Annotated in this window: 22 protein-coding genes; 7 read left to right on the top strand and 15 right to left on the bottom strand. The window is 61.1% G+C overall.

The genetic code is table 11. The features are described 5' to 3' along the window. The first annotated feature begins 197 nt into the window (after positions 1-197). The 3 genes from BW978_RS15865 to BW978_RS15875 all read left to right on the top strand — a co-directional run bounded on the left by BW978_RS15865 (position 198) and on the right by BW978_RS15875 (position 3,461). Positions 198-1,982, top strand: coding sequence for a methyl-accepting chemotaxis protein (locus tag BW978_RS15865; protein WP_139330577.1), 1,785 nt, complete (start codon positions 198-200; stop codon positions 1,980-1,982). Further along, positions 1,982-2,458, top strand: a complete 477-nt coding sequence (locus BW978_RS15870) for a chemotaxis protein CheW (RefSeq protein WP_006724495.1) — start codon at positions 1,982-1,984, stop codon at positions 2,456-2,458. The genes BW978_RS15865 and BW978_RS15870 overlap by 1 nt, the downstream gene beginning before the upstream one ends. 157 nt (positions 2,459-2,615) lie before the next feature. Then, positions 2,616-3,461: an asparaginase gene (locus BW978_RS15875; protein WP_076396763.1), complete on the top strand. Its 846-nt coding sequence runs from the start codon at positions 2,616-2,618 to the stop codon at positions 3,459-3,461. A gap of 42 nt (positions 3,462-3,503) precedes the next feature. Here the strand turns inward: BW978_RS15875 and BW978_RS15880 are convergent, their stop codons facing one another. The 9 genes from BW978_RS15880 to BW978_RS15920 all read right to left on the bottom strand — a co-directional run bounded on the left by BW978_RS15880 (position 3,504) and on the right by BW978_RS15920 (position 14,026). After that, positions 3,504-5,156 carry an OFA family MFS transporter gene (locus BW978_RS15880; RefSeq protein WP_076396765.1) on the bottom strand — a complete coding sequence of 551 codons (1,653 nt, stop codon included), beginning with the start codon at positions 5,154-5,156 and terminating at the stop codon, positions 3,504-3,506. Positions 5,157-5,234: 78 nt separating this feature from the next. Beyond that, entirely contained in the window at positions 5,235-5,573 is a 339-nt protein-coding gene (locus BW978_RS15885) for a formate dehydrogenase subunit delta (protein ID WP_076396767.1), read from the bottom strand. After that, entirely contained in the window at positions 5,563-6,369 is an 807-nt protein-coding gene (gene fdhD, locus BW978_RS15890; protein WP_076397102.1) for a formate dehydrogenase accessory sulfurtransferase FdhD, read from the bottom strand. The genes BW978_RS15885 and fdhD overlap by 11 nt, the downstream gene beginning before the upstream one ends. 33 nt (positions 6,370-6,402) lie before the next feature. Beyond that, complete coding sequence (fdhF, locus tag BW978_RS15895; RefSeq protein ID WP_076396769.1) at positions 6,403-9,285, bottom strand: formate dehydrogenase subunit alpha; 2,883 nt, start codon at positions 9,283-9,285, stop codon at positions 6,403-6,405. A gap of 222 nt (positions 9,286-9,507) precedes the next feature. Continuing rightward, a complete protein-coding gene (locus tag BW978_RS15900; RefSeq protein ID WP_076396771.1) occupies positions 9,508-11,064 on the bottom strand; it encodes a formate dehydrogenase beta subunit in 1,557 nt (518 codons plus the stop codon). Continuing rightward, a complete protein-coding gene (locus tag BW978_RS15905; RefSeq protein ID WP_076396773.1) occupies positions 11,061-11,540 on the bottom strand; it encodes a formate dehydrogenase subunit gamma in 480 nt (159 codons plus the stop codon). Before BW978_RS15905 ends, BW978_RS15900 begins: the two co-directional genes overlap by 4 nt. Before the next feature lie 138 nt (positions 11,541-11,678). After that, the gene (locus BW978_RS15910) at positions 11,679-12,614 is read right to left on the bottom strand and encodes a LysR family transcriptional regulator (RefSeq protein WP_076396775.1); all 936 of its coding nucleotides are present in this window, start codon (positions 12,612-12,614) and stop codon (positions 11,679-11,681) included. A 28-nt stretch (positions 12,615-12,642) separates the two neighbouring features. Then, positions 12,643-13,008 carry an ArsR/SmtB family transcription factor gene (locus BW978_RS15915; protein WP_076396777.1) on the bottom strand — a complete coding sequence of 122 codons (366 nt, stop codon included), beginning with the start codon at positions 13,006-13,008 and terminating at the stop codon, positions 12,643-12,645. Positions 13,009-13,075: 67 nt separating this feature from the next. Continuing rightward, entirely contained in the window at positions 13,076-14,026 is a 951-nt protein-coding gene (locus BW978_RS15920) for an L-lactate dehydrogenase (RefSeq protein ID WP_076396779.1), read from the bottom strand. Positions 14,027-14,194: 168 nt separating this feature from the next. On the opposite strand from BW978_RS15920, the gene BW978_RS15925 reads away from it, so the two are divergent. From BW978_RS15925 to BW978_RS15940, 4 genes are all read left to right on the top strand, one after another. Continuing rightward, positions 14,195-15,118, top strand: a complete 924-nt coding sequence (locus BW978_RS15925) for a LysR substrate-binding domain-containing protein (RefSeq protein WP_175616895.1) — start codon at positions 14,195-14,197, stop codon at positions 15,116-15,118. Positions 15,119-15,219: 101 nt separating this feature from the next. Continuing rightward, positions 15,220-16,644 carry an aldehyde dehydrogenase gene (gene aldA, locus BW978_RS15930; RefSeq protein ID WP_076396781.1) on the top strand — a complete coding sequence of 475 codons (1,425 nt, stop codon included), beginning with the start codon at positions 15,220-15,222 and terminating at the stop codon, positions 16,642-16,644. Positions 16,645-16,686: 42 nt separating this feature from the next. Next, on the top strand, positions 16,687-17,904 hold the full coding sequence (locus BW978_RS15935) for a mandelate racemase/muconate lactonizing enzyme family protein (protein ID WP_076396783.1): 1,218 nt from the start codon (positions 16,687-16,689) through the stop codon (positions 17,902-17,904). A gap of 10 nt (positions 17,905-17,914) precedes the next feature. Next, the gene (locus BW978_RS15940) at positions 17,915-19,534 is read left to right on the top strand and encodes a GMC family oxidoreductase (protein ID WP_076396785.1); all 1,620 of its coding nucleotides are present in this window, start codon (positions 17,915-17,917) and stop codon (positions 19,532-19,534) included. 67 nt (positions 19,535-19,601) lie between these two features. Here BW978_RS15940 and BW978_RS15945 read toward each other — a convergent pair whose 3' ends face one another. The 6 genes from BW978_RS15945 to BW978_RS15970 form a co-directional block, all read right to left on the bottom strand. After that, positions 19,602-20,009 (bottom strand): F0F1 ATP synthase subunit epsilon, encoded by a 408-nt coding sequence (locus tag BW978_RS15945; RefSeq protein WP_076396787.1) that lies wholly within the window; start codon positions 20,007-20,009, stop codon positions 19,602-19,604. 69 nt (positions 20,010-20,078) lie between these two features. Next, a complete protein-coding gene (gene atpD, locus BW978_RS15950) occupies positions 20,079-21,542 on the bottom strand; it encodes a F0F1 ATP synthase subunit beta (protein ID WP_076396789.1) in 1,464 nt (487 codons plus the stop codon). 24 nt (positions 21,543-21,566) lie between these two features. Further along, positions 21,567-22,445, bottom strand: a complete 879-nt coding sequence (locus BW978_RS15955; RefSeq protein ID WP_076396791.1) for a F0F1 ATP synthase subunit gamma — start codon at positions 22,443-22,445, stop codon at positions 21,567-21,569. A gap of 29 nt (positions 22,446-22,474) precedes the next feature. Then, the gene (gene atpA, locus BW978_RS15960; protein ID WP_006724478.1) at positions 22,475-24,004 is read right to left on the bottom strand and encodes a F0F1 ATP synthase subunit alpha; all 1,530 of its coding nucleotides are present in this window, start codon (positions 24,002-24,004) and stop codon (positions 22,475-22,477) included. After that, on the bottom strand, positions 24,004-24,570 hold the full coding sequence (locus tag BW978_RS15965; RefSeq protein ID WP_076396793.1) for a F0F1 ATP synthase subunit delta: 567 nt from the start codon (positions 24,568-24,570) through the stop codon (positions 24,004-24,006). The genes atpA and BW978_RS15965 overlap by 1 nt, the downstream gene beginning before the upstream one ends. 263 nt (positions 24,571-24,833) lie before the next feature. Then, the gene (locus BW978_RS15970; RefSeq protein WP_076396795.1) at positions 24,834-25,217 is read right to left on the bottom strand and encodes an AGROH133_08824 family phage infection protein; all 384 of its coding nucleotides are present in this window, start codon (positions 25,215-25,217) and stop codon (positions 24,834-24,836) included. Between the last annotated feature and the right edge of the window lie 64 nt (positions 25,218-25,281).

Below are 25,281 nucleotides of genomic sequence, written 5' to 3' on the forward strand. Positions count from 1 at the left end.
ATATAAAAAAATGAGCGAAATTTAACGCATAAATTGTAATTCGTCGGATTTCACCCCCTGAAAAATGTGGGAAATGACTGAATTTCGTTCATCGGTATATGCTCAGGTTGTCGAGCATTGACCATTGTTTAAGCCGACAAGACTAATATTGGCTCTGGAGCACCGGTTGCGGTGCAAGCTCATTCTGGAGGGCCAATATGGCGCTGATTGCATTTCCCGGACTGGAGTCGAAGGCGGTGCTGGATGCACTCGGTCGCTCGCAGGCCGTCATCGAGTTCAAACTGGACGGCACCATCATAACCGCAAACGAGAATTTCTGTCGTGCGCTCGGCTATGGCCTGGAAGAGATAAAGGGCAAGCATCACCGCATCTTCTGTGATCCCGCCTATACCGCGACCGCTGACTACCGAGGTTTCTGGAGCATGCTCAATCGCGGCCAGTTCGAGAGCCGCGAATACAAACGCATCCGCAAAGACGGGAGCGAGGTTTGGATCCAGGCTTCTTACAACCCGATCTTTAAGAACGGCAAGCTCTGGAAAATCGTCAAGTTTGCGACCGACATCACGGCCGCGAAGCTGAGGGCGGCGGAAGACGCGGGCAAGCTTGAGGCGATCTCCCGCGTCCAGGCGACAATCGAATTCACGCCGACAGGCGAGATCCTGACGGCCAATGAGAACTTCCTCTCGACTCTCGGCTATTCGCTGGGTGAAATCGCCGGGAAGCATCATTCCATGTTCTGCGAGGCGGACTATACGCGCTCGGAGGCCTATCGCGACTTTTGGAAGACGCTCGCCGCGGGGAAATTCGTCTCTGAAGAGTTCAAGCGCGTCGGCAAGGGCGGTAAGGTGGTCTGGATCCAGGCATCCTACAACCCGATTTTCGATGCCAGTGGACGGGTGTTCAAGGTCGTCAAATACGCGACCGATATCACCGGACGCGTCAACGCCGTCGACGAGATCGCCAAGGGTTTGACGGCGCTTGCCCATGGTGACCTGACGGCGACGATCGACAAGCCCTTCATCCCGTCGCTCGAACAGATTCGCACCGACTTCAACGCCGCCATGGCACGCGTTGCAGCCGCGATGCAGAACGTCAGCTGCAACACCGACGCGATCGCGTCCGGATCGTCGCAGATCCGCGAAGCCTCCGACAGTCTTTCCAAGCGAACCGAGCAGCAGGCTGCAGCGGTGGAGGAAACGGCAGCGGCCCTGGAGCAGATTACCCAGACCGTAGCCGACAGCTCCAAGCGCGCCAGCGAAGCCGGCAAGCTCGTTGCCCGCACCAAGGAGGGCGCCGAAAGGTCGGGGCTCGTGGTCAGGAACGCCATCGAGGCGATGAGCCAGATCGAAAACTCGTCCAAGCAGATCTCCAACATTCTCGGCGTGATCGACGACATCGCCTTCCAGACGAACCTCCTGGCCCTGAATGCCGGCGTGGAGGCCGCCCGCGCAGGGGAAGCCGGCAAGGGCTTTGCTGTCGTTGCCCAAGAAGTGCGGGAACTGGCGCAGCGTTCGGCAACCGCCGCCAAGGAAATCAAGACGCTGATCAGCACCTCCACGGATCAGGTAAAGACCGGTGTCCAGCTGGTCGGCGAGACAGGCAAGGCGCTCGAGCAGATCGTCATCGAGGTCAAGGACATCAATATCAATGTCGCCGCGATCGTCGAAGCTTCGCGCGAACAGTCGACCGGCCTTTGCGAGATCAACAAGGCGGTCAACGCCATGGACCAGAACACCCAGCAGAATGCCGCCATGGTGGAAGAAGCGACTGCGGCGAGCCATAGCCTCGCAAAACAGGCCGCATCCCTGCGCGAACTCGTGTCACAGTTTAGAATTGGGCAATACTCTTCGCATAAAGTCACGTCAGCGCGTCCAGATGCTTCACCTGTGGCATCACCGGCACGCAAACTCATGGCGAGTGTCGCTCGCGCCACAAGTGGCGCCGCTGCGGCCAAGGTACAGGAAGGTTGGGAAGATTTCTAATGGCAACTATCAGCTCCACCAGCTTCGGCAGTGAGACCCTCGAGATCATCGCCTTCCGGCTCCATGATCAGGAATTCTGCGTCAAGACGACCACTATCCGCGAAATCCGCGGCTGGGCGCCGTCCACGCCGATCCCGCATGCGCCGGCCGATGTCATCGGTGTCATGAACCTGCGCGGATCAGTTATTCCGATCATCGACCTTGCCTACAAGCTCGGCATGAAAAGCACGGTTGCCAACGAGCGTTCGGCCATCGTCGTGGCCGAAGTCCACAACATGGTCATCGGCATGCTGGTCGATCGCGTATCGGACATCCTGACCATCCCGTCGAGCCAGGTTCAGCCGGTTCCGGAAGTCTCCGCTTCCTTCGACAAGACCTTCTCTGAAGGCATCATCGCCAATGAAAACGGCATGATCTGCTTCCTGAACCTCGCCAAGATGTTCAAGGGCAGCGATCTGGAAGACCTGGCCGCCTGATTACTAGGACAGCTTAAATTCATTAAAGGGCAGTGCGGAAACGTGCTGTCCTTTTTGCTGTGCGGGTGACCGTTGATATTGGGCCCCTCCTCGCTTAGGCGTTGGGCACAGGCAGATCCGGCAAGGGATCGCATCGATTGCACGAAGGAATGAGCGCATGGAGCTTTTGCTGATCCACACCGGCGGAACCATCGGAATGGCGGAGACGCCGGCAGGGCTTGCACCCAAAGCGGGCCTGGTAGAAGCAGCCATCGCTGAACGTCTGCCAGAGCATGTGACCTTGCGAACGCAGGTCTTTGCGCCGCTGCTCGACAGTGCCGATGTCGGCCCCACGCACTGGAACGCCATGCTGGATGCGATCAGCAGCCACCCGCAGGCTTCCGTCATCATAACCCATGGCACCGACACCATGGCCTTTACAGGCGCCGCCCTGTCTCAAGCGCTGGCGGGTGAGAACCGGAAGGTGGTGCTGTGTGGCTCAATGGTGCCCTTGGGCCAAGAGGGCGATGCCGACGGCAATCTGGATCTTGCGATTGCAACGGCACTAGAGGCTGATCCGGGTGTTCATCTCGCCTTCGCCTACAAGGTGATGGAGGCAGCAGGCCTCGTGAAGCACAACAGCCATGAGGCGGATGCCTTCAGGGCGCAACCGCAAGATCCTTTGTCTGCGCCGCGCCGCCGCCGGTTTGAAGAGAAGAAACTCGCCATACTGACGCTCTCCCCCGGCATGCCGGCAGACGGAATTGAAGCCATCCTGTCAAAGCTGGATGGTGCCGTGCTGAGGCTCTTCGGCTCAGGCACGGCGATGGATGACTCCGCGCTGATCTCGGTTCTGGCTGAAGCAGTTGCGGCTGGGAAACGCATTCGGGGTGTCAGCCAGTGCGAGGCCGGCGGTCTCATGCCCGGCAGCTATGCCGCTGGTGCCGGCCTTTGGGGGGCGGGCGTCGAAAACGGCGGAAAGCAGACGCCAGAGGCGGCGCTCATCCACCTCTGGCTGAATTGATCACCCATGAAAAAAGCCGGCCCTGAGGCCGGCTTTCCGATCTTATCCGAAGAGAGCAAAGCTGCTCTTCAACGTGACCCAGACGCCCCAGAGGAGCGGCAGGCCGACCACGGCCCAGGCGAGAGCCGCCTTGGCATCGAGGCCGCCCTTGCCGATGCCGAAGGAGCCGGTAGGGCCAGCCGTTGCCGCAGCGGTCTTTGCCTGAAGCGAGGCCACTTCCTCATCCGACATGAACCACTTGTCGGAAAGGGGACGGACAAAGGCGTTGGCAACAAGACCAAGCACCAGCATACCCGACAGAATATACATCGTGCTCGTATAGAGCTCCGGACCCGGCGCCACGCCAGCCGCGATTTGTGCTTCGCGGATGTAGTTGACGACGACAGGCCCGACGATGCCGGCAGTGGCCCAGGCGGTCAGAAGACGACCGTGTATCGCACCGACGAACTGTGTGCCGAAGATATCTGCGAGGTAGGCCGGGATGGTTGCGAAACCACCGCCATACATGGACAGAATGATGCCGAAGGCGATGACGAAGAAGGCCTTGGAGCCCATTTCGGCCAGTGTCGGGGCCAGTGCATAGAGGATGATGCCGAGGATGAAGAAGCAGAAGTAAGTGTTCTTGCGACCGATCTTGTCCGACATCGACGCCCAGAAGAAGCGTCCACCAATGTTGAAGAGCGACAGAAGGCCGGTAAAGCCAGCGGCAATTGCCGCAATCTGCGCCTTCTGGCTCGCGTCCAGTTCAGCAAATGCAACACCGGGAACGCCAATCAGCGAGCCGGCAAAGATTTCCTGCAGCATGGGCGAGGCCATGCCGATAACGCCGATACCGGCAGAGACGTTAAGGCAGAGTACGGCCCAGATCAGCCAGAACTGCTTGGTCTTATGGGCATCGCGCAGATGAACGTGACGGGTGGTGATCATCGAGCTTTTGGCAACCGGCGGGGTCCAGCCCTCAGGGCGCCAGCCAGCCGGCGGGATGCGATAGCCGAAGGCACCGCCGAGCATGAAGACGAAATAGATGACCGCCATGACGACGAAGGTCTGCCAGACGCCGACAGTGACGTCGGTCTTGAAGGTGTTCATCAAAAGGTTTGCCAGGGGCGCGCCAATCATCGCACCGCCGCCAAAGCCCATGATAGCCATGCCGGTCGCCATGCCGCGACGGTCCGGGAACCACTTGATGAGGGTCGAGACCGGGGAGATATAGCCGAGACCAAGGCCCACGCCGCCGATGACACCAGCGCCGAGCCACATCAGCCAGAGCTGGTGGGTCATGACGCCCACAGCGGCCACGAGAATGCCACCGCACCAGCAGCAAGCCGAAACGAAACCGGCCTTTCGCGGGCCAACCCGCTCCAGCCAGCCACCCCACATGGCTGCCGAACAGCCGAGAAGGACGAAGAACAGGGTGTAGATCCAGCCAAGATCGGCCACGCGCCAGTTGCAGTCCGTGGTGAACAAGGCGCCGATCAGCGTCAGGGTGGAGCATGACGGATCGGCAGTCGGGATTGCCTTTGTCAGCGGCAGCCAGAAGACGCTGAAGCCATAGGCCATGCCGATGCAAAGATGGATGGCCAAGGCGGCCGGCGGGACCAGCCAGCGATTAAATCCGGGCTGCGCGACAATGCGCTCCCGGTCCAGGAAACCCGCCCCCTGAAAATCTTTCGATGTTACACCTGTTACTGCCATGCCCGTACCTCCTCTAAAATAGCCTTTAAAAAAAGAACCCCTCTCGTCGCGGGCAAGCGACCAGAATCTGTGTGCCGATCAGGCCTCCGGAATGCTCGGTTCCGACAGCGACTCCCCTGCCACCTGTCCCTTGCCGCCGGGCGCACCTTCAGCTGCATCTGCCCCAAGGCCGACGGCATTGCTATCCGACATACCCGGACGCTTGATGACAGCGGATGCGGAGACAACGAGCGGCTGGAACTCCCCCAGGCCCTGATCGATCATTTCGAAAAAGCGGCGCCGCATGCGCGGCTCCCAGAATTTGTTGATATGCGTCGCCACGCCCTCCACACGCACCGTTTCCGGCTGCGACAGGAAGAAAACGGCAATCTGGTTGGCCATGCGAACCAGCTTTTCGTCGGTGTGGCTAAGCGACATCGGATATTCCTTTCAGATTAAGCCGATCAGGGCGGCTGAAGACCTCGCAATCCTGATCACGGGCAATCGCAACCAATGTCATGCCGGCGTCTCGCGCGGTGCGAACAGCAAGTGCCGTCGGGGCTGAAATGGCGATAAGGATCGCGCTACCGGCAATCGCGGCCTTCTGCACCATCTCAACGGAGAGCCGGCTGGTCACGACCACAGCGCCCTCTGAGGCCTGCCATCCGCCAAGGGCGATGGCGCCGACGAGCTTGTCGAGCGCATTGTGGCGACCGACATCCTCACGCACGGCCACAACCCCCTGCCCCGGCAGATAGAAGCCGGCCCCGTGGACTGCCCGGGTCTTGCGGTTCAGCGCCTGATGGTTCTGCAGCTCGCAGACCGCCGAGGCGATGTCCTGAAGCGACAGCTGGAGATGGGTTTCGTCCAGATGTGGAACGACGCGCATGGCCTGTTCGATGGATTCGATGCCGCACATGCCACAGCCGACGGGCCCTGCCATCTGCCGCCGGCGGGCCGTCAAGGCTTCGGCATTCTCGTCCTGCAATGCGATCTGAAGATCGATGCCATCCCCCGCTTCGACAGCCTCGACGGAGGTGATTTCGACTGCCGACTGCACGATGCCTTCCGACAAGGAGAAGCCGACGGCAAAGTCCTCGAGATCGTCGGGCGTTGCCATCATCACAGCATGGGTCGAGCCACTATAGGAGAAGGCAATGGGCACCTCCTCCGGGATGGCGCGCTCGCCCTCGGACACCAGGCCATGCCTGACGACAACCGAGGGGAAGCTTATGGCGACGGCTGGGAGCCTTCCGGACACCCGGCGTTACTCCGCAGCTTCAAGCTTGCCGACGATGCGGCGCGACCGTTTCGACAGATCGTCGTATTCTTCCTGCCATTCGGTTGGACCGTTGGACGGCGAGATCTGCACGGCGGTGACCTTGTATTCCGGGCAGTTGGTCGCCCAATCCGAAAAGTCCGTCGTGATGACATTCGCCTGCGTGCCCGGATGGTGGAAGGTCGTATAGACCACACCCGGCGCCACACGATCCGTGATCAACGCGCGAAGCGTCGTATCGCCGGAGCGGCTGGCGAGCTTCACCCAGTCGCCGTCCTTGACGCCGCGTTGTTCGGCATCATGCGGATGGATTTCCAGACGGTCCTCTTCATGCCAGACGACATTCTCGGTCCGCCGTGTCTGGGCGCCGACATTGTACTGGCTGAGAATACGGCCGGTTGTCAGCAGCAGCGGGAAGCGCGGACCGGTGCGTTCGTCGGTCGCCACATATTCCGTGCGGATGAACTTGCCCTTGCCGCGCACGAAGCCGTCGACATGCATGATCGGCGAACCAAGCGGGAACTTCTCGTTGCAGGGCCACTGCACCGAGCCTATCTTTTCGAGATAGTCGTAGGAGACACCGGCAAAGCTTGGTGTCGATGCGGCAATCTCATCCATGATCTGCGATGGGTGGGTGTAGTTCCAGGAAAGCCCCATGGCCTTGGCGAGGTTCTGCGTGACTTCCCAGTCGGCATACCCGTTCTTCGGCGTCATGACCTTGCGAACGCGGTTGATACGACGTTCGGCATTGGTGAAGGTGCCGTCCTTCTCGAGGAAGGTCGAGCCCGGCAGGAAGACATGGGCGTAGTTGGCGGTCTCGTTGAGGAAGAGGTCGTGCACGACGACGCATTCCATCGCAGCGAGACCGGCAGACACATGTTTGGTATCCGGGTCGGATTGCAGGATATCCTCGCCCTGGATGTAGATGCCCTTGAACGAGCCTTCGACGGCCGCATCCAGCATGTTGGGAATGCGCAAGCCCGGTTCATTGTGAAGGGTTACGCCCCAGAGCTTCTCGAAGGTTTCGCGGGTGGCATCGTCGGAGATGTGTCGATAGCCCGGTAGCTCGTGTGGGAAAGAGCCCATGTCGCAGGCGCCCTGAACATTGTTCTGGCCGCGCAAGGGGTTCACGCCGACACCCGGACGACCGAGATTACCAGTCACCATGGCGAGGTTGGCAATCGCCATGACGGTCGTCGAACCCTGGCTGTGCTCGGTAACGCCGAGGCCGTAATAGATCGCGCCATTGCCACCGGTGGCAAACAGGCGAGCCGCACCGCGAAGATCGGCTGCCGGAACGCCAGTGAAGCTTTCGGTTTCTTCCGGCGAATGCTGCGGCTCGGCTACGAAAGCTGCCCAATCTTCGAACTCTGACCAGTCGCAGCGCTCACGGATGAAGGCTTCGGCAAACAGGCCTTCAGTGACGATGACATGCGCAAGAGCTGTCATGACCGCCACGTTGGTGCCGGGCTTCAAGGGCAGATGGAAGGCTGCCTCGATATGCGGGCTGCGGACGATATCGGTCCGGCGCGGATCAACGACGATCAGCTTGGCGCCCTGGCGCAGGCGCTTCTTCAGACGCGAACCGAAGACCGGGTGGCCATCCGTCGGGTTGGCGCCGATGATCATGACGACGTCGGAGTGCTCGACACTGTCGAAGTTCTGCGTGCCGGCGGAGGTGCCAAAGGCCTGACCGAGACCATAGCCGGTCGGCGAATGGCAGACGCGGGCGCAGGTGTCGACATTGTTGTTGCCAAAGCCGGCGCGGATCAGCTTCTGGACGAGGAAGGTTTCCTCGTTGGTGCAGCGCGACGAGGTGATGCCGCCGATCGACTCGCGACCATACTGATACTGGATGCGCTTGAACTCAGAGGCGACATAGGCATAGGCCTCGTCCCAGGAGACTTCGCGCCAGGGATCGGTGATCTTTTCGCGGATCATCGGATTGACGATGCGGTCCTTGTGGCTGGTATAGCCATAGGCAAAGCGGCCCTTGACGCAGGAATGGCCACGGTTCGCCTGGCCATCCTTCCACGGCACCATACGCACCAGCTCTTCGCCGCGCATCTCGGCCTTGAACGAGCAGCCAACGCCGCAATAGGCGCAGGTTGTGACAACGGAATGTTCCGGCTGACCGATGGCGATGACGGACTTTTCGGTGAGCGTCGCTGTCGGGCAGGCCTGGACGCAGGCGCCGCACGAGACGCATTCCGATGATAGGAAAGCTTCATGCGCGCCAGGCGAGACGCGGCTGTCGAAGCCACGACCTTCGATCGTCAGCGCAAACGTGCCTTGCACTTCTTCGCAGGCCCGAACGCAGCGCGAGCAGACGATGCATTTCGAGGGGTCATAGGTGAAGTAAGGATTGCTCTCGTCCTTCGGCATCCACTGGGCATTGATGCCGCCTTCCGTGGACCGCGCCTTGACGTGGTTTTCGCCTTCATAGCCGTAGCGCACATCGCGAAGGCCGACAGCGCCTGCCATGTCCTGCAATTCGCAGTCGCCATTGGCAGCGCAGGTCAGACAGTCGAGCGGGTGGTCGGAGATGTAGAGTTCCATCACGCCCTTGCGGATGGCCTTCAACCGCTCCGTCTGGGTGTGGACGACGATGCCGGGTGCGACCGGTGTGGTGCAGGAGGCGGGCGTGCCGTTGCGACCCTCCACCTCGATCAGACAGAGGCGGCAGGAGCCGAAGGCATCGACCATGTCTGTGGCGCAGAGCTTCGGCACCTGAATGCCGGCCTCCATCGAGGCGCGCATGATCGACGTGCCCTCGGGCACCGTGATCTCGCGACCATCGATGGTGAGCGTCACCAGTTTTTCTGAGCGCGAGGCGGGCGTGCCGTAATCGATTTCAGGAACGAGGGGCATGGATGGCCTCCTGGAGTGCGTGCATGACGTGATGACACTGACGGGCAAAGCGCTGGCGTGATCTCTTCTCCCCAGCGGGGAGAAGGTGGCGCGTAACGCCGGATGAGGGGGTAAGCGTTAGCGCAAGCGGCCCCCTCATCACCTCACTGCGTTCGGCACTTCTCCCCGCTGGGGAGAAGAGGGAACCAGATTCGGCAGCCTCGCAAGTTTCTCGAAGACAACTCATTCCGCCGCCTCCCGAACCGGAGCCGGCGCGAAATCCTGCGGGAAATGCGTCATGGCGCTCATGACAGGATAGGGCGTGAAGCCGCCCAGCGCGCAGAGCGAGCCGAACTTCATGGTGTTGCAGAGATCCTCCAGCAGCACCTTGTTCTTCTCCGGCTCTATGCCTTGCGCGATCTTGTCGACGGTCTCGACGCCGCGCGTTGAGCCGATACGGCAGGGCGTGCACTTGCCGCAGCTTTCGACCGCGCAGAACTCCATGGCAAAACGCGCCTGCTTCAGCATGTCGGCCGTATCGTCGAAGACGACGACACCGGCATGGCCGATCAGTCCGCCGGCAGCCGTGAAGGCCTCATAGTCGAAGATCGTGTTGAAAATCGAAGGCGGGAAATAGGCCCCCAGCGGTCCACCAACCTGCACTGCCTTGACCGGACGCCCGGAAATCGTGCCGCCGCCGATCTCGTTGATCAGCTGGCCGAGCGGCAGGCCGAAGGCGGTCTCGTAGAGGCCGCCATGCTTGAGATTTCCAGCGAGCTGGATCGGGATCGTGCCATGCGAGCGGCCGACACCGAAATCCCGGTAGAACTGCGCGCCGCGATCCATGATGACAGGAATGGAGGCGAGCGACATGACGTTGTTGACGACGGTCGGCTTGCCGAACAGGCCCTGCAGTGCCGGCAGCGGCGGCTTGGCGCGCACGATCCCGCGCTTGCCCTCAAGGCTGTTCAGCAGCGAGGTTTCCTCACCACAGACATAGGCGCCGGCGCCCATGCGGACTTCCATGTCGAAGGCATAAACCGAGCCCATGACCGACGAACCGAGGATGCCCTCGCGTCGGGCGATCTGGATCGCCTCTTCCATGACGGCGATCGCATGCGGATATTCGGAGCGCGTGTAGACGTAACCCTTGGTCGCGCCGACAGCGATACCGGCAATCGCCATGCCCTCGATCAGGACAAAGGGATCCCCCTCCATGATCATCCGGTCGGCAAAAGTGCCGCTATCGCCCTCATCCGCATTGCAGACGATGTACTTCTGGTCGGCACTCGCGTCCGCGACCGTCTTCCACTTGATCCCAGTCGGGAAGCCGGCGCCACCACGGCCACGCAAGCCACTATCGGTGACCTGCTTGACGATGTCGGCCGGTGCCATGGCGATGGCATTGGCGAGACCCTTGAGGCCCTGATAGTGCCGGTAATCGTCGAGCGACAAAGGATCGGTGACGCCACAACGAGCAAAGGTGAGCCGCGTCTGGCCCTTGAGGAACGGGATATCCTTGGTGAGGCCCTGGCCGAGCGGATGATCGCCACCTGTCAGAAAACCTGCGTCAAAGAGCGACGGCACGTCGGAGGCCTTTACCGGACCATAGGCGACGCGGCCGTGCTCCGTGCGGACTTCGACCAGCACCTCAAGCCACAGCATTCCGCGCGAGCCGTTGCGAACGATGGTGACATCCTGGCCGCGAGCCCTGGCTTCGCGCTCGATCGCTGCGGCCACCTTGTCAGCGCCAACGGCAAGGGCTGCCGCATCGCGGGGAACGAAGATGGTAATGCTCATGAGCGCGCCTCCGCCAGAATGTCGGTGAGACAGTGTTCATCGATGCGGGCGTGCAACTTACCATCCAGCATGGCGGCCGGCGCTTGGGCGCAAAGGCCGAGACAGAAGACGGGTTCGAGGGTGACAGCACCGTCAGGCGTCGTCTCATGCCAGTCGATGCCGAGTGCTGCCTTGATCTTGTCAGCAAGAGGCTCACCACCCATCGACTGGCAAGCCTCGGCGCGACAGAGCTTCAGCACATGGCGCCCGGCCGGCTGGGCACGGAAATCATGATAGAAACTGACAACGCCATGCACTTCGGCGCGAGACAGATTGAGCGCATTGGCGATGATTTGTTTGGCGGCTTCCGGAATGAAGCCGAACTCCTCCTGCACCTTGTGCAGAATGGGCAGCATCGGCCCTTCCATCGATCGACAGTGATCAATGATTTCGGATATCCGAGTGACCTCGTCATCCACCATCGCCCGTATGTTCATTGTCAGTCCTCCCAAACCGACGCAGCCGAGTCGTTACTCGTATCGAACGACCCTGTGCAGCGGATCCATGCCCAGCTTAACCGCTTGCTGCAGGCCCGCCGCATTTGCGTCGTGTCAAGAATGGGTGGGTTGGACCAATCAGGTCAATATCGCACTTCCGTCGGACGATAGAAGATTTCTATCAAAATCCCGTGCTGCCGCGCGGGCGCGGGCTTCATGCAGAAGGGCCGATACCAAAGGAGTATGCGGTTCACGATAGGCAGCAACAAGGCCGACCGAATGCTCCGCATGCGGTTCGGTAATTGGGATCATCCGTATCTCTTCGGGAAAACCGAATGATTCCGCTACGTTGCGCGGCATGATAGAGGCACATTGACCGGTGCGGATGTGGGAAAAGAGCACGATCATCGAATTCGACTCCATCATCAACTTGGGCGTGACCCCGACCTCAGACATGTGGAGGTTGATGATGCGCCGGTTCTGCATATCGGGCGTCAAGAGACAGAGCTTAATCTCAGCAACGTCCTTCCAGGTGACGGTTTCACGATCGGCGAGCGGCGATCCTGCAGCGCTGATCAGGTGATAGCGCTCGGAATAGAGCGGCACGCTCGTGACGCGCCCCAAGGGCTCGTTGTCGAGATAGGTGATGCCTGCATCGATCTCCAGATCCTCCAGCATGCTGAGAACCTGCAGTGAATTGCGCGAGAGAATGGTGAAGGTGACATCCGGATGGCGCTTCTGAAACGGCTCCGTCAGCTTGCGCACCATCGCAAGAGCAGTGGGTATGGCTGCTATCCGGATATGACCCCCAAGACCCGTGCGAGCCGCGCGCATCTCTTCGCGCATTGTGCGCGTGTCACCGACGATCCGTCGCGCCCATTCTAGCACGCGTTGTCCCTCCGGCGTCAGTCCGAGGAAGCGCGAACCGCGCTGCACCAGCATGACGCCGAGCTGCTCTTCGAGTTGCCGGATGCCGGCCGACAGTGTCGGCTGTGTCACGCCGCATTCCTCGGCTGCGCGACCGAAATGCTGCTGGCGGGCGAGCGCGATGAAGAATTCCAGCTTGTCGATCATGCCCTGCCCTTTCGATGCCCTCTCGGGCTTACGCCTCGGTGAGCGCCGCCGCCTGGCTGATCGTGACGGGTGTCGGGCCGCAATACATCTTGTAGAGCACGGAGATCAGTTCGGCGAGTTGTGGATCGGCGATCCGATAGTAGATCTGGCGTCCTTCGCGGCGGGTATGGACCACCTTCTCGCTCCTCAGACGCGCGAGCTGCTGGGAGACGACGGCTTGCTGGATGCCGAGGAACTGTTCGATTTCGGTGACCGTCTTCTCGCCCTGGCAGAGCATGCACAGCATCAACAGACGCGTCTCGTGCGACAGCGCCTTCAACAGCCCGCTGGCAGCGCGCGCCTTCAGCAGGAAATCATCGAGAGCCTCAGGGGTAAGTGGCGGCATTTCGTTCATCAAATGATCCAGAAATCGGGGCGCTATATCTGACAGGTGGGCGCTGCTGCACCTGCATATCCTGCAACTATATAGGCATTACTGCCTTTAAAGGAATGGCGTCGGCTCGTTCCTTCAAAAGCGACGCGCTGCGGTTCAATGCGGCGAATTCTTCGTCGTCGAGATCGGGAAACAGATCGGCGACGACACCTTCGGCACCAACCACGCGCGGGATCGACAGCGCGACATCCCGCACGCCCGCCACCTCTGGCGTTGCAATGGAAACGGAGAGCACATCGCGCTGATCACGCGCGATCGCCTTGACGATGCGGGCAAGGCCAGCGCCGATCCCGTAATAGGTGGAGCCCTTGCCGTTGATGATTTTGTAGGCCGCGTTGCGCACACCGTCATCGATCTGCGCGCGCACGTCCTCCGTCAGCGGCGATCCGACTTGCGCGGCAAAGGAGGACAGGGGCACGGAACCGGCTCGCGCACTCGTCCAGGCGAGAACCTCGCTATCACCATGTTCACCCAGCACATAGGCATGCACCGATTGCGGCGAAATCCCCAGATGCCGCCCGACAAGGCTGCGGAAACGTGCCGTGTCGAGAATGGTCCCCGAGCCGATCACCCGGCGGGGATCGAGCCCCGAAAGCCGTGTGGTGATCTGGGTCATGATGTCGACGGGGTTGGAGGCAATCAGCAGGATCGCATCCGGCGCGACCGGCAGAACCTCGGCAAGCACGGAGCGGAAGACGGCGGAATTGCGCTCCAGAAGCTCAAGACGCGTTTCGCCCGGCTTCTGGCTGACACCGGCGGAGAGGATGACCACACTCGCGCCCTCAAGATCCCGGTACTGTCCGGCATTCACCATGGTCGAGGACATGAACGGAACCGCATGGGCAATGTCTTCCGCCTGCGCGATGGCGAGTGCCTCATTGCGATCGATGAGCACGATCTCGCTGGCAAGCCCCATCAGCGCCAGCGCATAAGCTGCCGAGCTGCCGACCATTCCCGCACCCACGATACCGACCTTCATGCCAATTCCCCCCAAAGCACAAAATCCTGAGCCCTGATGTCATCGGTCGCCCAACACCTTCAATCAGCTATAACGGAAAGCATGACACATTCGCGTCAAAACTGCATGGCGCAGGTCTCTAGCCTCTGATTTAATCATCACAGGCTCATCGGGGCATCACGAGGGATCATGAGACGACTGCCGGCGCTGTCCGCGATGAAGGTATTCGAGGTGGTTGGTCAGACCCGCAGCTTCACGCGTGCAGCGGAATTGCTGAACCTGACCCAGAGTGCTGTCAGCCGCCAGGTGCGCAATCTCGAGGAACAGCTGGGCGAAACACTCGTCATCCGCAGGCACCATCACCTGGAACTGACCGCCTCGGGCGCCGAACTGCTGGCCTCGCTGCAGCAGGCCTTCCACACGGTGGAGACGACGGTTCGCAATATCCGCGAGAAGAGCAATCTCCGTCTCCGGATCAACGTGCCGCCGACCTTTGCCAAGCGCTGGCTGATGCCGCGGCTGATGCGCCTCAGAGCCTTCCTGCCCGACGTTGATTTGAGCATTACCACCGATCTTGAGGACAACCTCTCGGAACGCGGCATGCTGGACTGTGCGATCCGTTTCGGCGACGGCGAATGGCCAAGCCTCAAATCGGAACGGCTGTTTACCGAACGCCATATCGCCGTCTGCGCGCCACATCTCATGCAAGGGCTGCGGGACGGCGAGGCGATCGACCTTTCCCGCTTCACCTTCCTGCATGTGCTCGCCTCCGCCGACCAGCGGTATCTCACCTGGCAACGCTGGCTGGATGCAGCGGGCCTCACCGAAACCGACACGCAAGGCGGACTGGAATTCGACCTGCTCGATCTCGTCATCGAAGCCGCCTGCAACGGGCTGGGGGTCGCGGTGGCGGACCGCTCCATGGTGGCGCCGCTGATGCAGACGGGCGCGCTCACCCAGGTGCTGGATGTCGAGGTCGAGGGCCACGAATCCTACTGGCTCGTGACGCGAAGCGATAGGTCTCTGTCGCCGCATGTCGAGGCGTTCAGACGCTGGCTGAGCCAGGAACTCGGCATGGGCTCGATGCTGGCACTCAGACAAGCGAACGCCTGAAACATTCCATTTTGGAATGTTCACCCCGACAATAAGTCGCTTGCGAAGAGACAAGCCCGGCTTCCTACTTGGGCAGACTGTCCGTTGTCGGAGTGCCTGCCATGCCTACCTTCCAGAACTTCATTGCCGGATCGTTTCGCGAGACGGGGCCACGCCAGACGATCGAGGTGAAGAACCCCGCCAATGGTCGGGTCTTCGCATCCGTGACATCGGCGACCGAAGCCGATGTCATCGAGGCGGTGGATGCGGCCGCTTTAGCCCAGAAGCCCTGGGGCCGCCTACCGGCCATCGAACGCGGCAATGCACTCCGCAGGCTTGCCGACGCCGTCGAGCGCCATCAACAGAAGATCGGAGCGGCCCTGGCGCTGGAATCCGGCAAGAGCCTTGAGGATGCCGTGGCCGAAACCGGCTACGGTGTTGAGCTGATGCGCTACCATGCCGAATGGGCGCGCCGCGTCGAAGGCGAGGTGATCGAGAGCGACACGCCGGACGAAACCCTGATGCTGAAGCGTGCCCCGATCGGCGTCGTCGCCTGTCTGATCCCCTTCAACTTTCCGATCTACACGCTCGTCCGCAAGATCGCGCCGGCGCTGATCACCGGCAATGCCGTAGTCGTCAGACCCAGCAATAATACGCCGACCTCGGCCTTCGTCTTCGCCGAGGCAATCAAGGAAGCGGATATTCCAGAAGGTCTCGTCAGCATCATGGCCATGAGCCACGAGGTGGCCCAGGTGATGGCAACCCGCCGCGAAGTGGGCATGATCACCCTGACCGGCAGTGTCGCCGCAGGCCAGACGGTTCTCGAATACTGCAAGGCCAACATCGCCAAGCCCTCGCTCGAACTCGGCGGCAAGACGCCCGTGATCGTCGAGCCGGACGCCGATCTCGACGTGGTCACGAAAAGCGTGCTCTCAGCCAAGACCGCCCATTGCGGCCAGGTCTGCACCTCCGTCGAGCGCCTTTACGTGCATGCCTCCGTGCATGGCACGCTTCTCGCCAGGCTCAAGGGTGCCTTCGAACGCCGTCACTATGGCGATAGGGCCGAGGAGCCGACCCGAATGGGACCGCTCGCCAATGCCGCAGCCCGCCTGCGCGTCCATCACATGGTCGAACGCGCCAAGGCCGATGGCGCCGTGATCGAGACGGGTGGCTTCCTTCCGCCTGGCGACGGCTATTTCTATCCGCCGACACTGCTCTCCGACTGCCGCCAGGACATGGAGATCGTCCAGGAAGAAGTCTTCGGGCCGGTGCTGGCCGTGATCCCCTATACCGATTTCGACGAGGCGCTGGCCATGGCGAGCGACCACCAGTTCGGCCTCGCCTCGGTGGTCTTTACCGAGAACTACCGCAAGGTGATGAAGGCCGCGAACGAGATCGAGGCGGGCGAACTCTACATCAACCGCTTTCCGGCCGATCCCTATCAGGGCTACCACGCCGGCTGGAAGCGCTCTGGCCTCGGCGGCGACGACGGCAAACACGGCATGCTGGAATTCACCCAGACGCGCCTCGTCATTCTCAAACACTGATCACCAATTAGCCGGCTCAAGAATTCTTCATCGGGGGCATCCATGAAAGTCGCTTCGCTCAAGACACACGTCGTCGCAACGCCCGCGCCGCATATCGGCGGCATGTACTGGATCTTTGTCGAGCTGGAGACAGCCTGCGGTATCACGGGCGTCGGTGAAATCTATTCGACCGCCTTCCACCCCTCGGGCATCGCGGTCCTCGTTGAAGACGTCTTCACCCGTTATCTCGAAGGTCACGATCCACATCAGATCGAGCGCTTCTGGCGCGCGGCCTATTCGAGCGGCTTCACCCAGCGGCCCGACCCGACCATGGTCGGGATCATCTCCGGTCTCGAAATCGCCTGCTGGGACATCATCGGCAAGGCGGCGGGCCGGTCGGTCGCCGATCTGCTCGGCGGCCCTGTGCATGACAAGCTGCGCGCTTACACCTATCTCTATCCGAAGAACGCGGCCGGAGACTACGACTACAACGATCCGGATCTCGCCGCCGAAGAGGCGGTCCGCATGGTTGAGGCCGGCTTCACCGGGCTGAAATTCGATCCAGCCGGGCCCTACACCAATTATTCCGGTCACCAGCTCTCCCTGCCCGTCATGGATCGCTGCGAAGAGTTCTGCCGCAAGATCCGCGATGCGATCGGCAACCGCGCCGACATCCTCTTCGGCACCCATGGCCAGATGGTGCCGTCGTCGGCGATCCGTCTCGCCAAGCGTCTCGAAAAGTATGACCCGCTCTGGTTCGAAGAGCCCGTACCGCCCGGCCAGGAAGCCGCGATGGCGGAAGTCGCGCGCGCGACCTCGATCCCCGTCTCGACGGGCGAGCGCCTGACGACGAAATACGAATTCCAGAGAGTATTGCAGCTTGGCGCTGCTTCCATCCTGCAGATGAATGTCGCGCGTGTCGGCGGCTTGCTGGAGGCGAAGAAGATCGCCGGGATGGCCGAGGCCTTTTATGCGCAGATTGCGCCGCATCTCTACAACGGCCCGGTCGGGGCAGCCGCCTCGATCCAGCTGGCAGCCACCTGCCCGAACTTCCTCATCCATGAGGCGATCATGGATTTCGGCGGTTTCCATGCCGATGTGCTAAAGACGAAGCTGAGCTTCGACGACGGCTATCTGATCCCGTCACGCGAGCCGGGGCTGGGCATCGAATTGAACCACGACGTCATCGCCAGGCACACGCCCTACACCGGCGAAAGGCTGCATCTGCAGATGGCGGCCGAGCATGCCGACGTGAAAGACTTCATGCCGGCCAAGGGCTGAGGAACACCCCATGATCTTTGATTTCATCGTGGTCGGTGCAGGCTCGGCTGGCTGCATCGTGGCGAGCCGCCTGAGCGAGAGCGGACGCCATACGGTGCTGCTCATCGAGGCCGGTGGCGAGGACAAGTCCTTCTGGTTCAAGATTCCGGTGGGCTACGCCAAGAGCTATTACAATCCGAAGGTCAACTGGATGTACCGCACGGAGCCGGAGGCAAACCTCGGCGGTCGGCGGATCTACGCCCCACGCGGTAAGGTGCAGGGTGGCTCCGGCTCGATCAATGCCATGGTCTTCGTACGCGGCGCGCGTCAGGATTTCGACGACTGGCGCGACGCCGGAAACCCGGGCTGGGGCTTCGATGACGTGCTGCCCTATTTCCGCAAGCTGGAGACCCACGCCCGGGGTGAAAGCCGCTGGCATGGCGGAACCGGCCCGATCCATGTGACGCCGATGCGTGGCGCCACGCATCCGGTGAGTGACGCGTTCCTCGATGCCTGTAACGAGCTCGACATCCCGCTCAACGAGGATTTCAACGGCGAGACGCTTGAAGGGGCCGGCGTCTACGACGTCAATACAAGGCGCGGCCAGCGTTCGCATTCCAGCGCCGAATATCTGCGCCCGGCGCTCAAACGACCAAACCTGACGATCGAGCGCGAGGCACATGCGCGGCGTTTGCTGGTCGAGGCGGATGGCAGGGTGTCGGGTATCGAGCTCATGCAGCATGGCCGGGTGAGAACTTTCAACGCGCGCCGCGAGCTCATACTGGCAGCCGGCGCCGTCGATACGCCAAAGCTGATGCAGCTTTCAGGCTTTGGCGATGGATCGATGCTCTTTGCGCATGGCATCGAGACCCGCAAACATCTGCCGGCCGTCGGCAAGAACCTGCAGGACCATCTCTGCGCCAGCTTCTACTACCGCTCGAAACAGCCCACGCTGAATGGTGAATTCGCAAGTCTCATCGGCCAGGCCCGCTTCGGACTGACGTGGCTCCTGAAGCGTACCGGTCCCTTCGCGATGAGCGTCAACCAGGCCGGGGGCTTCTTCCGCGGATCGCATGAGGAGAAGCGCCCGAACATCCAGGTCTATTTCAACCCGCTGTCCTATCGGATCCCGGATAGTCCGCGCGCAGGCCTGACACCGGAGCCCTATCCCGGTTTCCTGATCGCCTTCAACGCCTGCCGCCCGACCAGCAAGGGCACGATCTCGATCGCCTCGCCCGACGCTTCCGACACTCCGCTCATTCGACCAAACTACCTCTCGACGGATCGCGATATAGAGGAAGTCTTGCAAGGGAGCCGGTTGATGCGCCGCATCGCGAACGCGCGGGCGCTCGATGGTTGGGTCGAGGAGGAAGTGTCGCCATCCAAGGCTGCCGATACAGATGACAAGCTGCTCGACTATTTTAGGCTCAACAGCGGCTCGATCTACCACTTGTGCGGCACCTGCGCGATGGGGACAGATCCACACGAGACTGTGGTGGATACCCGCCTCAGGGTCCATGGTGTCCCAGGCCTGCGCATCGTCGATGCCTCCATCTTCCCGAACATCACCGCTGGCAACATCAATGCGCCGACGATGATGGTTGCCGAAAAAGGTGCGGCGATGATCCTGGAAGACGCCGTCTCAGCCTGACATCAGGGCATGAAAAAAGCCGGACCTAAGGGCCCGGCTTCAATCTTTGTCAGCCGTCAGCAGCCGATCAGGCGGCAACGAGAACGCCGTTCAGGTTGGTGAGCTCGGCGAGATACTGCTCGAGCTTGGTGCGGTGCTCGTGATGCTCGACACCTTCCAGTTCCTTGCGGGCTTCGTCGATGCGCTTGGTCAGCGTGTCGGGCGAGATTTCCGAAAGCGGAACGGCGGATTCGGCGAGCAGCGTGCAGCCGGTCGGCAGGACGTCGGCAAAACCGCCGAAGACCACATACTTGGACACCTGACCGGAAGCGAGCTTCACAGTCACCACGCCCGGCTTGATGGTCGTCATGGTCGGCGCATGATTGGCCATGACGGTCATTTCGCCTTCCGTTGCCGGAATGACGACTTCGATCACCAGTTCGGAGAGCAGAAGACGCTCGGGCGAAACGAGCTCAAAGTTGAAATTGTCGGCCATGGTCGTTCACTTCTCTGATGAAGGATGGAGCGGCACGCGGGTCATCCCGCGTGCCGGCAGTCCCTGTACTTAGGCAGCTTCAGCAGCCAGGCGCTTGGCCTTTTCGATGGCTTCTTCGATGGAGCCTACCATGTAGAAGGCGGCTTCCGGCAGGTGGTCGTAGTCGCCGTTGACCAGGCCCTTGAAGCCCTTGATCGTGTCTTCGAGTGCGACCAGCTTGCCCGGCGAGCCGGTGAAGATTTCAGCAACGAAGAACGGCTGGGACAGGAAGCGCTCGATCTTACGGGCGCGGGCAACCGTCATCTTGTCCTCTTCGGACAGTTCGTCCATGCCGAGGATGGCGATGATGTCCTGAAGCGACTTGTAGCGCTGCAGCGTCGTCTGAACCTTACGAGCGATCTCGTAGTGCTCTTCGCCGACAACCAGCGGGTCAAGCATGCGCGAGGTCGAGTCGAGCGGGTCAACAGCCGGGTAGATGCCCTTTTCGGCGATCGAGCGCGACAGAACCGTCGTTGCGTCCAAGTGGGCGAACGAAGTGGCCGGAGCCGGGTCGGTCAAGTCGTCGGCGGGAACGTAGATGGCCTGAACCGAGGTGATCGAACCCTTGGTCGTAGTGGTGATGCGTTCCTGCATCTGACCCATGTCGGTAGCAAGCGTCGGCTGATAACCAACGGCCGACGGGATACGGCCGAGCAGAGCCGACACTTCGGAACCTGCCTGGGTAAAGCGGAAGATGTTGTCGACGAAGAACAGAACGTCCTGACCCTTGTCGCGGAAGTCTTCAGCGATAGTCAGACCGGTCAGTGCAACGCGAGCGCGGGCGCCCGGCGGTTCGTTCATCTGACCGTACACGAGCGCAGCCTTGGAGCCTTCGCCGCCGCCGTGCTTGTTAACGCCGGACTCGATCATTTCGTGGTAAAGGTCGTTGCCTTCGCGGGTACGTTCACCCACGCCTGCAAATACGGAGTAACCACCGTGCGCCTTGGCGACGTTGTTGATCAGTTCCATGATCAGAACGGTCTTGCCAACGCCGGCGCCGCCGAACAGGCCGATCTTGCCGCCCTTGGCGTAAGGAGCAAGCAGGTCGACGACCTTGATGCCGGTGACGAGGATCTGCGATTCCGTCGACTGCTCGACGTAGGAAGGTGCTTCCTGGTGGATCGAGCGACGGCCTTCGGTGACGAGCGGACCAGCTTCGTCAACCGGCTCGCCGATGACGTTCATGATGCGGCCGAGCGTTTCCGGACCAACCGGAACGGTGATCGGAGCGCCCGTGTCGCTGACCGGCTGGCCGCGGACGAGACCTTCGGTCGAGTCCATGGCGATCGTGCGGACCTGGTTTTCGCCGAGGTGCTGCGCAACTTCGAGAACGAGGCGGTTGCCGCCGTTATCGGTTTCCAGCGCGTTCAGGATCGGGGGCAGTTCGCCTTCGAACGAGACGTCGACGACGGCGCCGATGACCTGCGTGACCTTGCCGAGAGCGCCGGCTGCGGACTTCACCGCCTTAGACTTGGGGGTAGCTGCCTTAGCCATTTATCTTACCCTCTTTCCTTAACCTCAGAGCGCTTCCGCGCCCGAAATGATTTCAATGAGTTCCTTGGTGATCTGCGCCTGACGCTGGCGGTTATACGAAAGCGTCAGCTTATTGATCATCTCACCGGCATTGCGTGTCGCATTGTCCATGGCGCTCATCTTGGCGCCCATTTCACCCGCGACGTTTTCGAGCAGGGCCCGGAAAATCTGAACCGAGATATTGCGCGGGATCAGATCTTCGAGGATCCCGGCCGCATCCGGCTCGTATTCGTAGAGCGCAGATGCACCACCCTGCGGGGCAGCCTCGGCCGGAGCGGCCGGGATGATCTGCTGGGCGGTCGGGATCTGGCTGATCACCGACTTGAATTCGGAATAGAACAGCGTGCAAACGTCGAACTCGCCGCGGTCGAACATGCCGATGACCTTGCGACCGATGGCATCCGCATTGGTGAAGCCAACACGCTTCACGTCGCGCAGATCCGTCCGTTCGACGATCAGGCCGGCGAACTCGCGGCGCAGGCTGTCGTAGCCCTTCTTGCCGACGCAGAAAATCTTGACCGTCTTGCCCTGAGCCAGGAGCTTGCGCGCATGGTCACGGGCGAAACGGGCGATCGACGAGTTGAAACCGCCGCACAGACCACGCTCGGCAGTGCAGACGACGAGCAGATGCACGTCGTCCTTGCCGGTGCCGGTCATCAGGCGGGGTGCGCTGTCGTCCGAACCCACGGCTTGCGCGATGTTGGCCAGGACGACACCCATGCGCTGCGAGTACGGGCGAGCAGCCTCGGCCGCCTCCTGCGCACGACGCAGCTTCGCCGCGGCGACCATTTTCATCGCCTTGGTGATCTTCTGCGTCGCCTTGACGGAGGCGATCCGGTTTTTCAGATCCTTTAGTGAAGGCATCCGTTATCCGTCCTTGGCTTGAGCCTGAATTAGGCGAAGTTCTTCGCGAAGCTATCGAGGGCGGCCTTGAGCTTGCCCTTGGTGTCGTCGCTGATCGCCTTGTCGGTGCGGATCGCGTCCAGGATCGCCTTGCCTTCCGAGTGGAGGTAGGAGAGGAGACCCTGTTCGAACTTGCCAACCTGGTTGACCGGAACCTTATCGAGGTAGCCGTTCACGCCAGCGAAGATCACAGCAACCTGCTCTTCCGTCTTGAGCGGAGAGAACTGAGCCTGCTTCAGGAGTTCCGTCAGACGGGCACCACGGTTTAGCAGGCGCTGGGTGGCGGCGTCGAGGTCGGAACCGAACTGGGCGAAGGCGGCCATTTCGCGATACTGGGCAAGCTCGCCCTTGATCGAGCCGGCAACCTGCTTCATCGCCTTGATCTGCGCGGCAGAACCAACGCGCGAAACCGACAGACCGACGTTAACGGCCGGACGAATACCCTGATAGAACAGGTCGGTTTCAAGGAAGATCTGACCGTCGGTGATCGAGATGACGTTGGTCGGAATGAAGGCCGAAACGTCGTTACCCTGAGTTTCGATAACCGGCAGAGCGGTCAGCGAGCCGGCACCGGCAGCGTCGCCCATCTTGGCAGCGCGCTCGAGCAGACGGGAGTGGAGATAGAAAACGTCGCCCGGATAAGCTTCGCGGCCCGGAGGACGACGCAGCAGGAGCGACATCTGACGGTAAGCAACAGCCTGCTTCGACAGGTCGTCGTAAGCGATCAGGGCGTGCTGGCCGTTGTCGCGGAAGTATTCGCCCATGGCGCAGCCGGCGAACGGTGCGAGATACTGCATCGGAGCCGGGTCGGATGCGGTAGCAGCGATAATGATCGAGTACTGAAGAGCACCACGCTCTTCGAGGATCTTGACGAACTGGGCAACAGTCGAACGCTTCTGGCCAACAGCGACGTAGACGCAGTAGAGCTTGTCGTTATCAGGGCCGTTGTCGTGGATCGGCTTCTGGTTCAGGAAGGTGTCCAGAATGATCGCGGTCTTGCCGGTCTGGCGGTCACCGATTACGAGCTCGCGCTGGCCACGACCAACCGGGATGAGGGCGTCGATGGCCTTGAGGCCGGTCGACATCGGCTCATGAACCGACTTGCGCGGAATGATGCCCGGAGCCTTTACGTCGACGCGCGAACGGCGGGTCGCGTTGATCGGGCCCTTGCCGTCGATCGGGTTGCCGAGCGCGTCAACGACGCGGCCGAGCAGTTCCGGACCAACCGGAACGTCAACGATGGCGCCGGTCCGCTTGACGATGTCGCCTTCCTTGATGCCACGGTCGGCACCGAAGATAACCACACCTACGTTGTCGGCTTCGAGGTTGAGCGCCATGCCGCGGATGCCGCCCGGGAACTCGACCATTTCGCCGGCCTGAACGTTGTCGAGGCCGTAGACGCGGGCGATACCGTCACCGACGGACAGAACCTGGCCAACTTCAGAGACTTCTGCCTCTTTGCCGAAGTTCTTGATTTGATCTTTAAGAATTGCGGAAATTTCCGCGGCGCGGATATCCATCAGCCAACCTCTTTCAGTGCAAGCTTAAGGGTGGAAAGTTTGGTGCGAAGGGACGTGTCGATCTGGCGGGAGCCGATCTTGACGATCAGGCCGCCGAGCAAAGACGGATCGACCGTGACGGAGATCGAAACTTCCTTGCCGGTAACGCCCTTCAGCGCCGCTTTCAGTTCGGTTTCCTGCTCCGCCGAAAGGGCATGAGCAGACGTGACGTCAGCCGTCATCTCACCCTTGTGACGGGCGAGGATCTGGCGATAGGCAGCCACCATGCCGGGTACGACAAACAGGCGGCGATTGCTTGCGACGACCTTCAGGAAGTTCAACACCAGCGCGTTGAAACCGGCCTTTTCGCCGATCGCGCTGATGGCCTTCACCTGATCTTCGGCCGTGAAGACGGGCGACTGAACCAGGCGCTTCAGATCGGCGCTTTCGTCGATCATCGCCTGGAAACGGTTGAGATCGGCGGCGACGGCGTCAAGCACGCCGGCTTCGAGCGCAAGCTCGAAAAGCGACGATGCATAACGCTCCGCCACGCCTGAAATCACTTGGGATGCGTCTGCCACGGGCAAAAAATTCCCTGATCTTGATCCAGTTGGCCGGACACCTCGATTGAGGCCTCTCAAGCTCCTGATATCGTTTTGTTTTTCCCCAAAAACACAAGCATGCTGCACTTGCGTTTTCCGAATTTCGCGGTTCGTCTAGCATAGCAGGTCTAGACTCGCAACACGCGTATTAACGGTTTGATCCTTCAGAGCAAGGCCTTGGAGCTTTTTTTGTCCGAAACTGCGTCAAATTGACGAGATATCGGCTGAGCCCGTTCGAAAAGCGAAGATCAAGTCAGACCAAAGACATAGGCGAGGGTGAGGGAAGCGATGACCGTCTGCACAACCAGGAGGAGAAGGTTGCGCCAGGTGTTGCCCTGATCGGACATGATGGACAGGACCCGGCCGAAGGCGGACAGCCCGACAGCGGCGCCAAACGCCAGATAGACCGTTGGCTGGGCAAGCAGCAGTGCGGTCCCGGCAAAGCCGACGATCAAGCCGCCGATGGATCGCACGGCTCCGAGCCCTTCCGGGCGGCCTTCTGCCGGGACAAGGGCAAGCGCCTTCAGGGTGAGGCCTGGGGCAAAGAGCACAAAGCATCCGATGAGCGCTGCGACAGAAGCCGCAAGAAAGGCGAGCTGCTCGCCGAGTTCGATGGGAAAGTAGAATTCCATGGATCAACCCGCGATGAAGGAAACCGCGGGGCTTATGGCATGAAATGCAGGGTCGGGGTATGGG

The sequence above is a fragment of the Rhizobium sp. RU33A genome (assembly GCF_900156055.1).
Lineage (GTDB): Bacteria > Pseudomonadota > Alphaproteobacteria > Rhizobiales > Rhizobiaceae > Allorhizobium.

Excerpts from the sequence above, each read along its gene's own strand:
- BW978_RS15865 (WP_139330577.1), top strand. The coding sequence starts at position 198 with ATGGCGCTGATTGCATTTCCCGGACTGGAGTCGAAGGCGGTGCTGGAT.
- BW978_RS15870 (WP_006724495.1), top strand. The coding sequence starts at position 1,982 with ATGGCAACTATCAGCTCCACCAGCTTCGGCAGTGAGACCCTCGAGATC.
- BW978_RS15875 (WP_076396763.1), top strand. The coding sequence starts at position 2,616 with ATGGAGCTTTTGCTGATCCACACCGGCGGAACCATCGGAATGGCGGAG.
- BW978_RS15880 (WP_076396765.1), bottom strand. The coding sequence starts at position 5,156 with ATGGCAGTAACAGGTGTAACATCGAAAGATTTTCAGGGGGCGGGTTTC.
- BW978_RS15885 (WP_076396767.1), bottom strand. The coding sequence starts at position 5,573 with ATGTCGCTTAGCCACACCGACGAAAAGCTGGTTCGCATGGCCAACCAG.
- fdhF (WP_076396769.1), bottom strand. The coding sequence starts at position 9,285 with ATGCCCCTCGTTCCTGAAATCGATTACGGCACGCCCGCCTCGCGCTCA.
- BW978_RS15900 (WP_076396771.1), bottom strand. The coding sequence starts at position 11,064 with ATGAGCATTACCATCTTCGTTCCCCGCGATGCGGCAGCCCTTGCCGTT.
- BW978_RS15905 (WP_076396773.1), bottom strand. The coding sequence starts at position 11,540 with ATGAACATACGGGCGATGGTGGATGACGAGGTCACTCGGATATCCGAA.
- BW978_RS15910 (WP_076396775.1), bottom strand. The coding sequence starts at position 12,614 with ATGATCGACAAGCTGGAATTCTTCATCGCGCTCGCCCGCCAGCAGCAT.
- BW978_RS15915 (WP_076396777.1), bottom strand. The coding sequence starts at position 13,008 with ATGAACGAAATGCCGCCACTTACCCCTGAGGCTCTCGATGATTTCCTG.
- BW978_RS15920 (WP_076396779.1), bottom strand. The coding sequence starts at position 14,026 with ATGAAGGTCGGTATCGTGGGTGCGGGAATGGTCGGCAGCTCGGCAGCT.
- BW978_RS15925 (WP_175616895.1), top strand. The coding sequence starts at position 14,195 with ATGAGACGACTGCCGGCGCTGTCCGCGATGAAGGTATTCGAGGTGGTT.
- aldA (WP_076396781.1), top strand. The coding sequence starts at position 15,220 with ATGCCTACCTTCCAGAACTTCATTGCCGGATCGTTTCGCGAGACGGGG.
- BW978_RS15935 (WP_076396783.1), top strand. The coding sequence starts at position 16,687 with ATGAAAGTCGCTTCGCTCAAGACACACGTCGTCGCAACGCCCGCGCCG.
- BW978_RS15940 (WP_076396785.1), top strand. The coding sequence starts at position 17,915 with ATGATCTTTGATTTCATCGTGGTCGGTGCAGGCTCGGCTGGCTGCATC.
- BW978_RS15945 (WP_076396787.1), bottom strand. The coding sequence starts at position 20,009 with ATGGCCGACAATTTCAACTTTGAGCTCGTTTCGCCCGAGCGTCTTCTG.
- atpD (WP_076396789.1), bottom strand. The coding sequence starts at position 21,542 with ATGGCTAAGGCAGCTACCCCCAAGTCTAAGGCGGTGAAGTCCGCAGCC.
- BW978_RS15955 (WP_076396791.1), bottom strand. The coding sequence starts at position 22,445 with ATGCCTTCACTAAAGGATCTGAAAAACCGGATCGCCTCCGTCAAGGCG.
- atpA (WP_006724478.1), bottom strand. The coding sequence starts at position 24,004 with ATGGATATCCGCGCCGCGGAAATTTCCGCAATTCTTAAAGATCAAATC.
- BW978_RS15970 (WP_076396795.1), bottom strand. The coding sequence starts at position 25,217 with ATGGAATTCTACTTTCCCATCGAACTCGGCGAGCAGCTCGCCTTTCTT.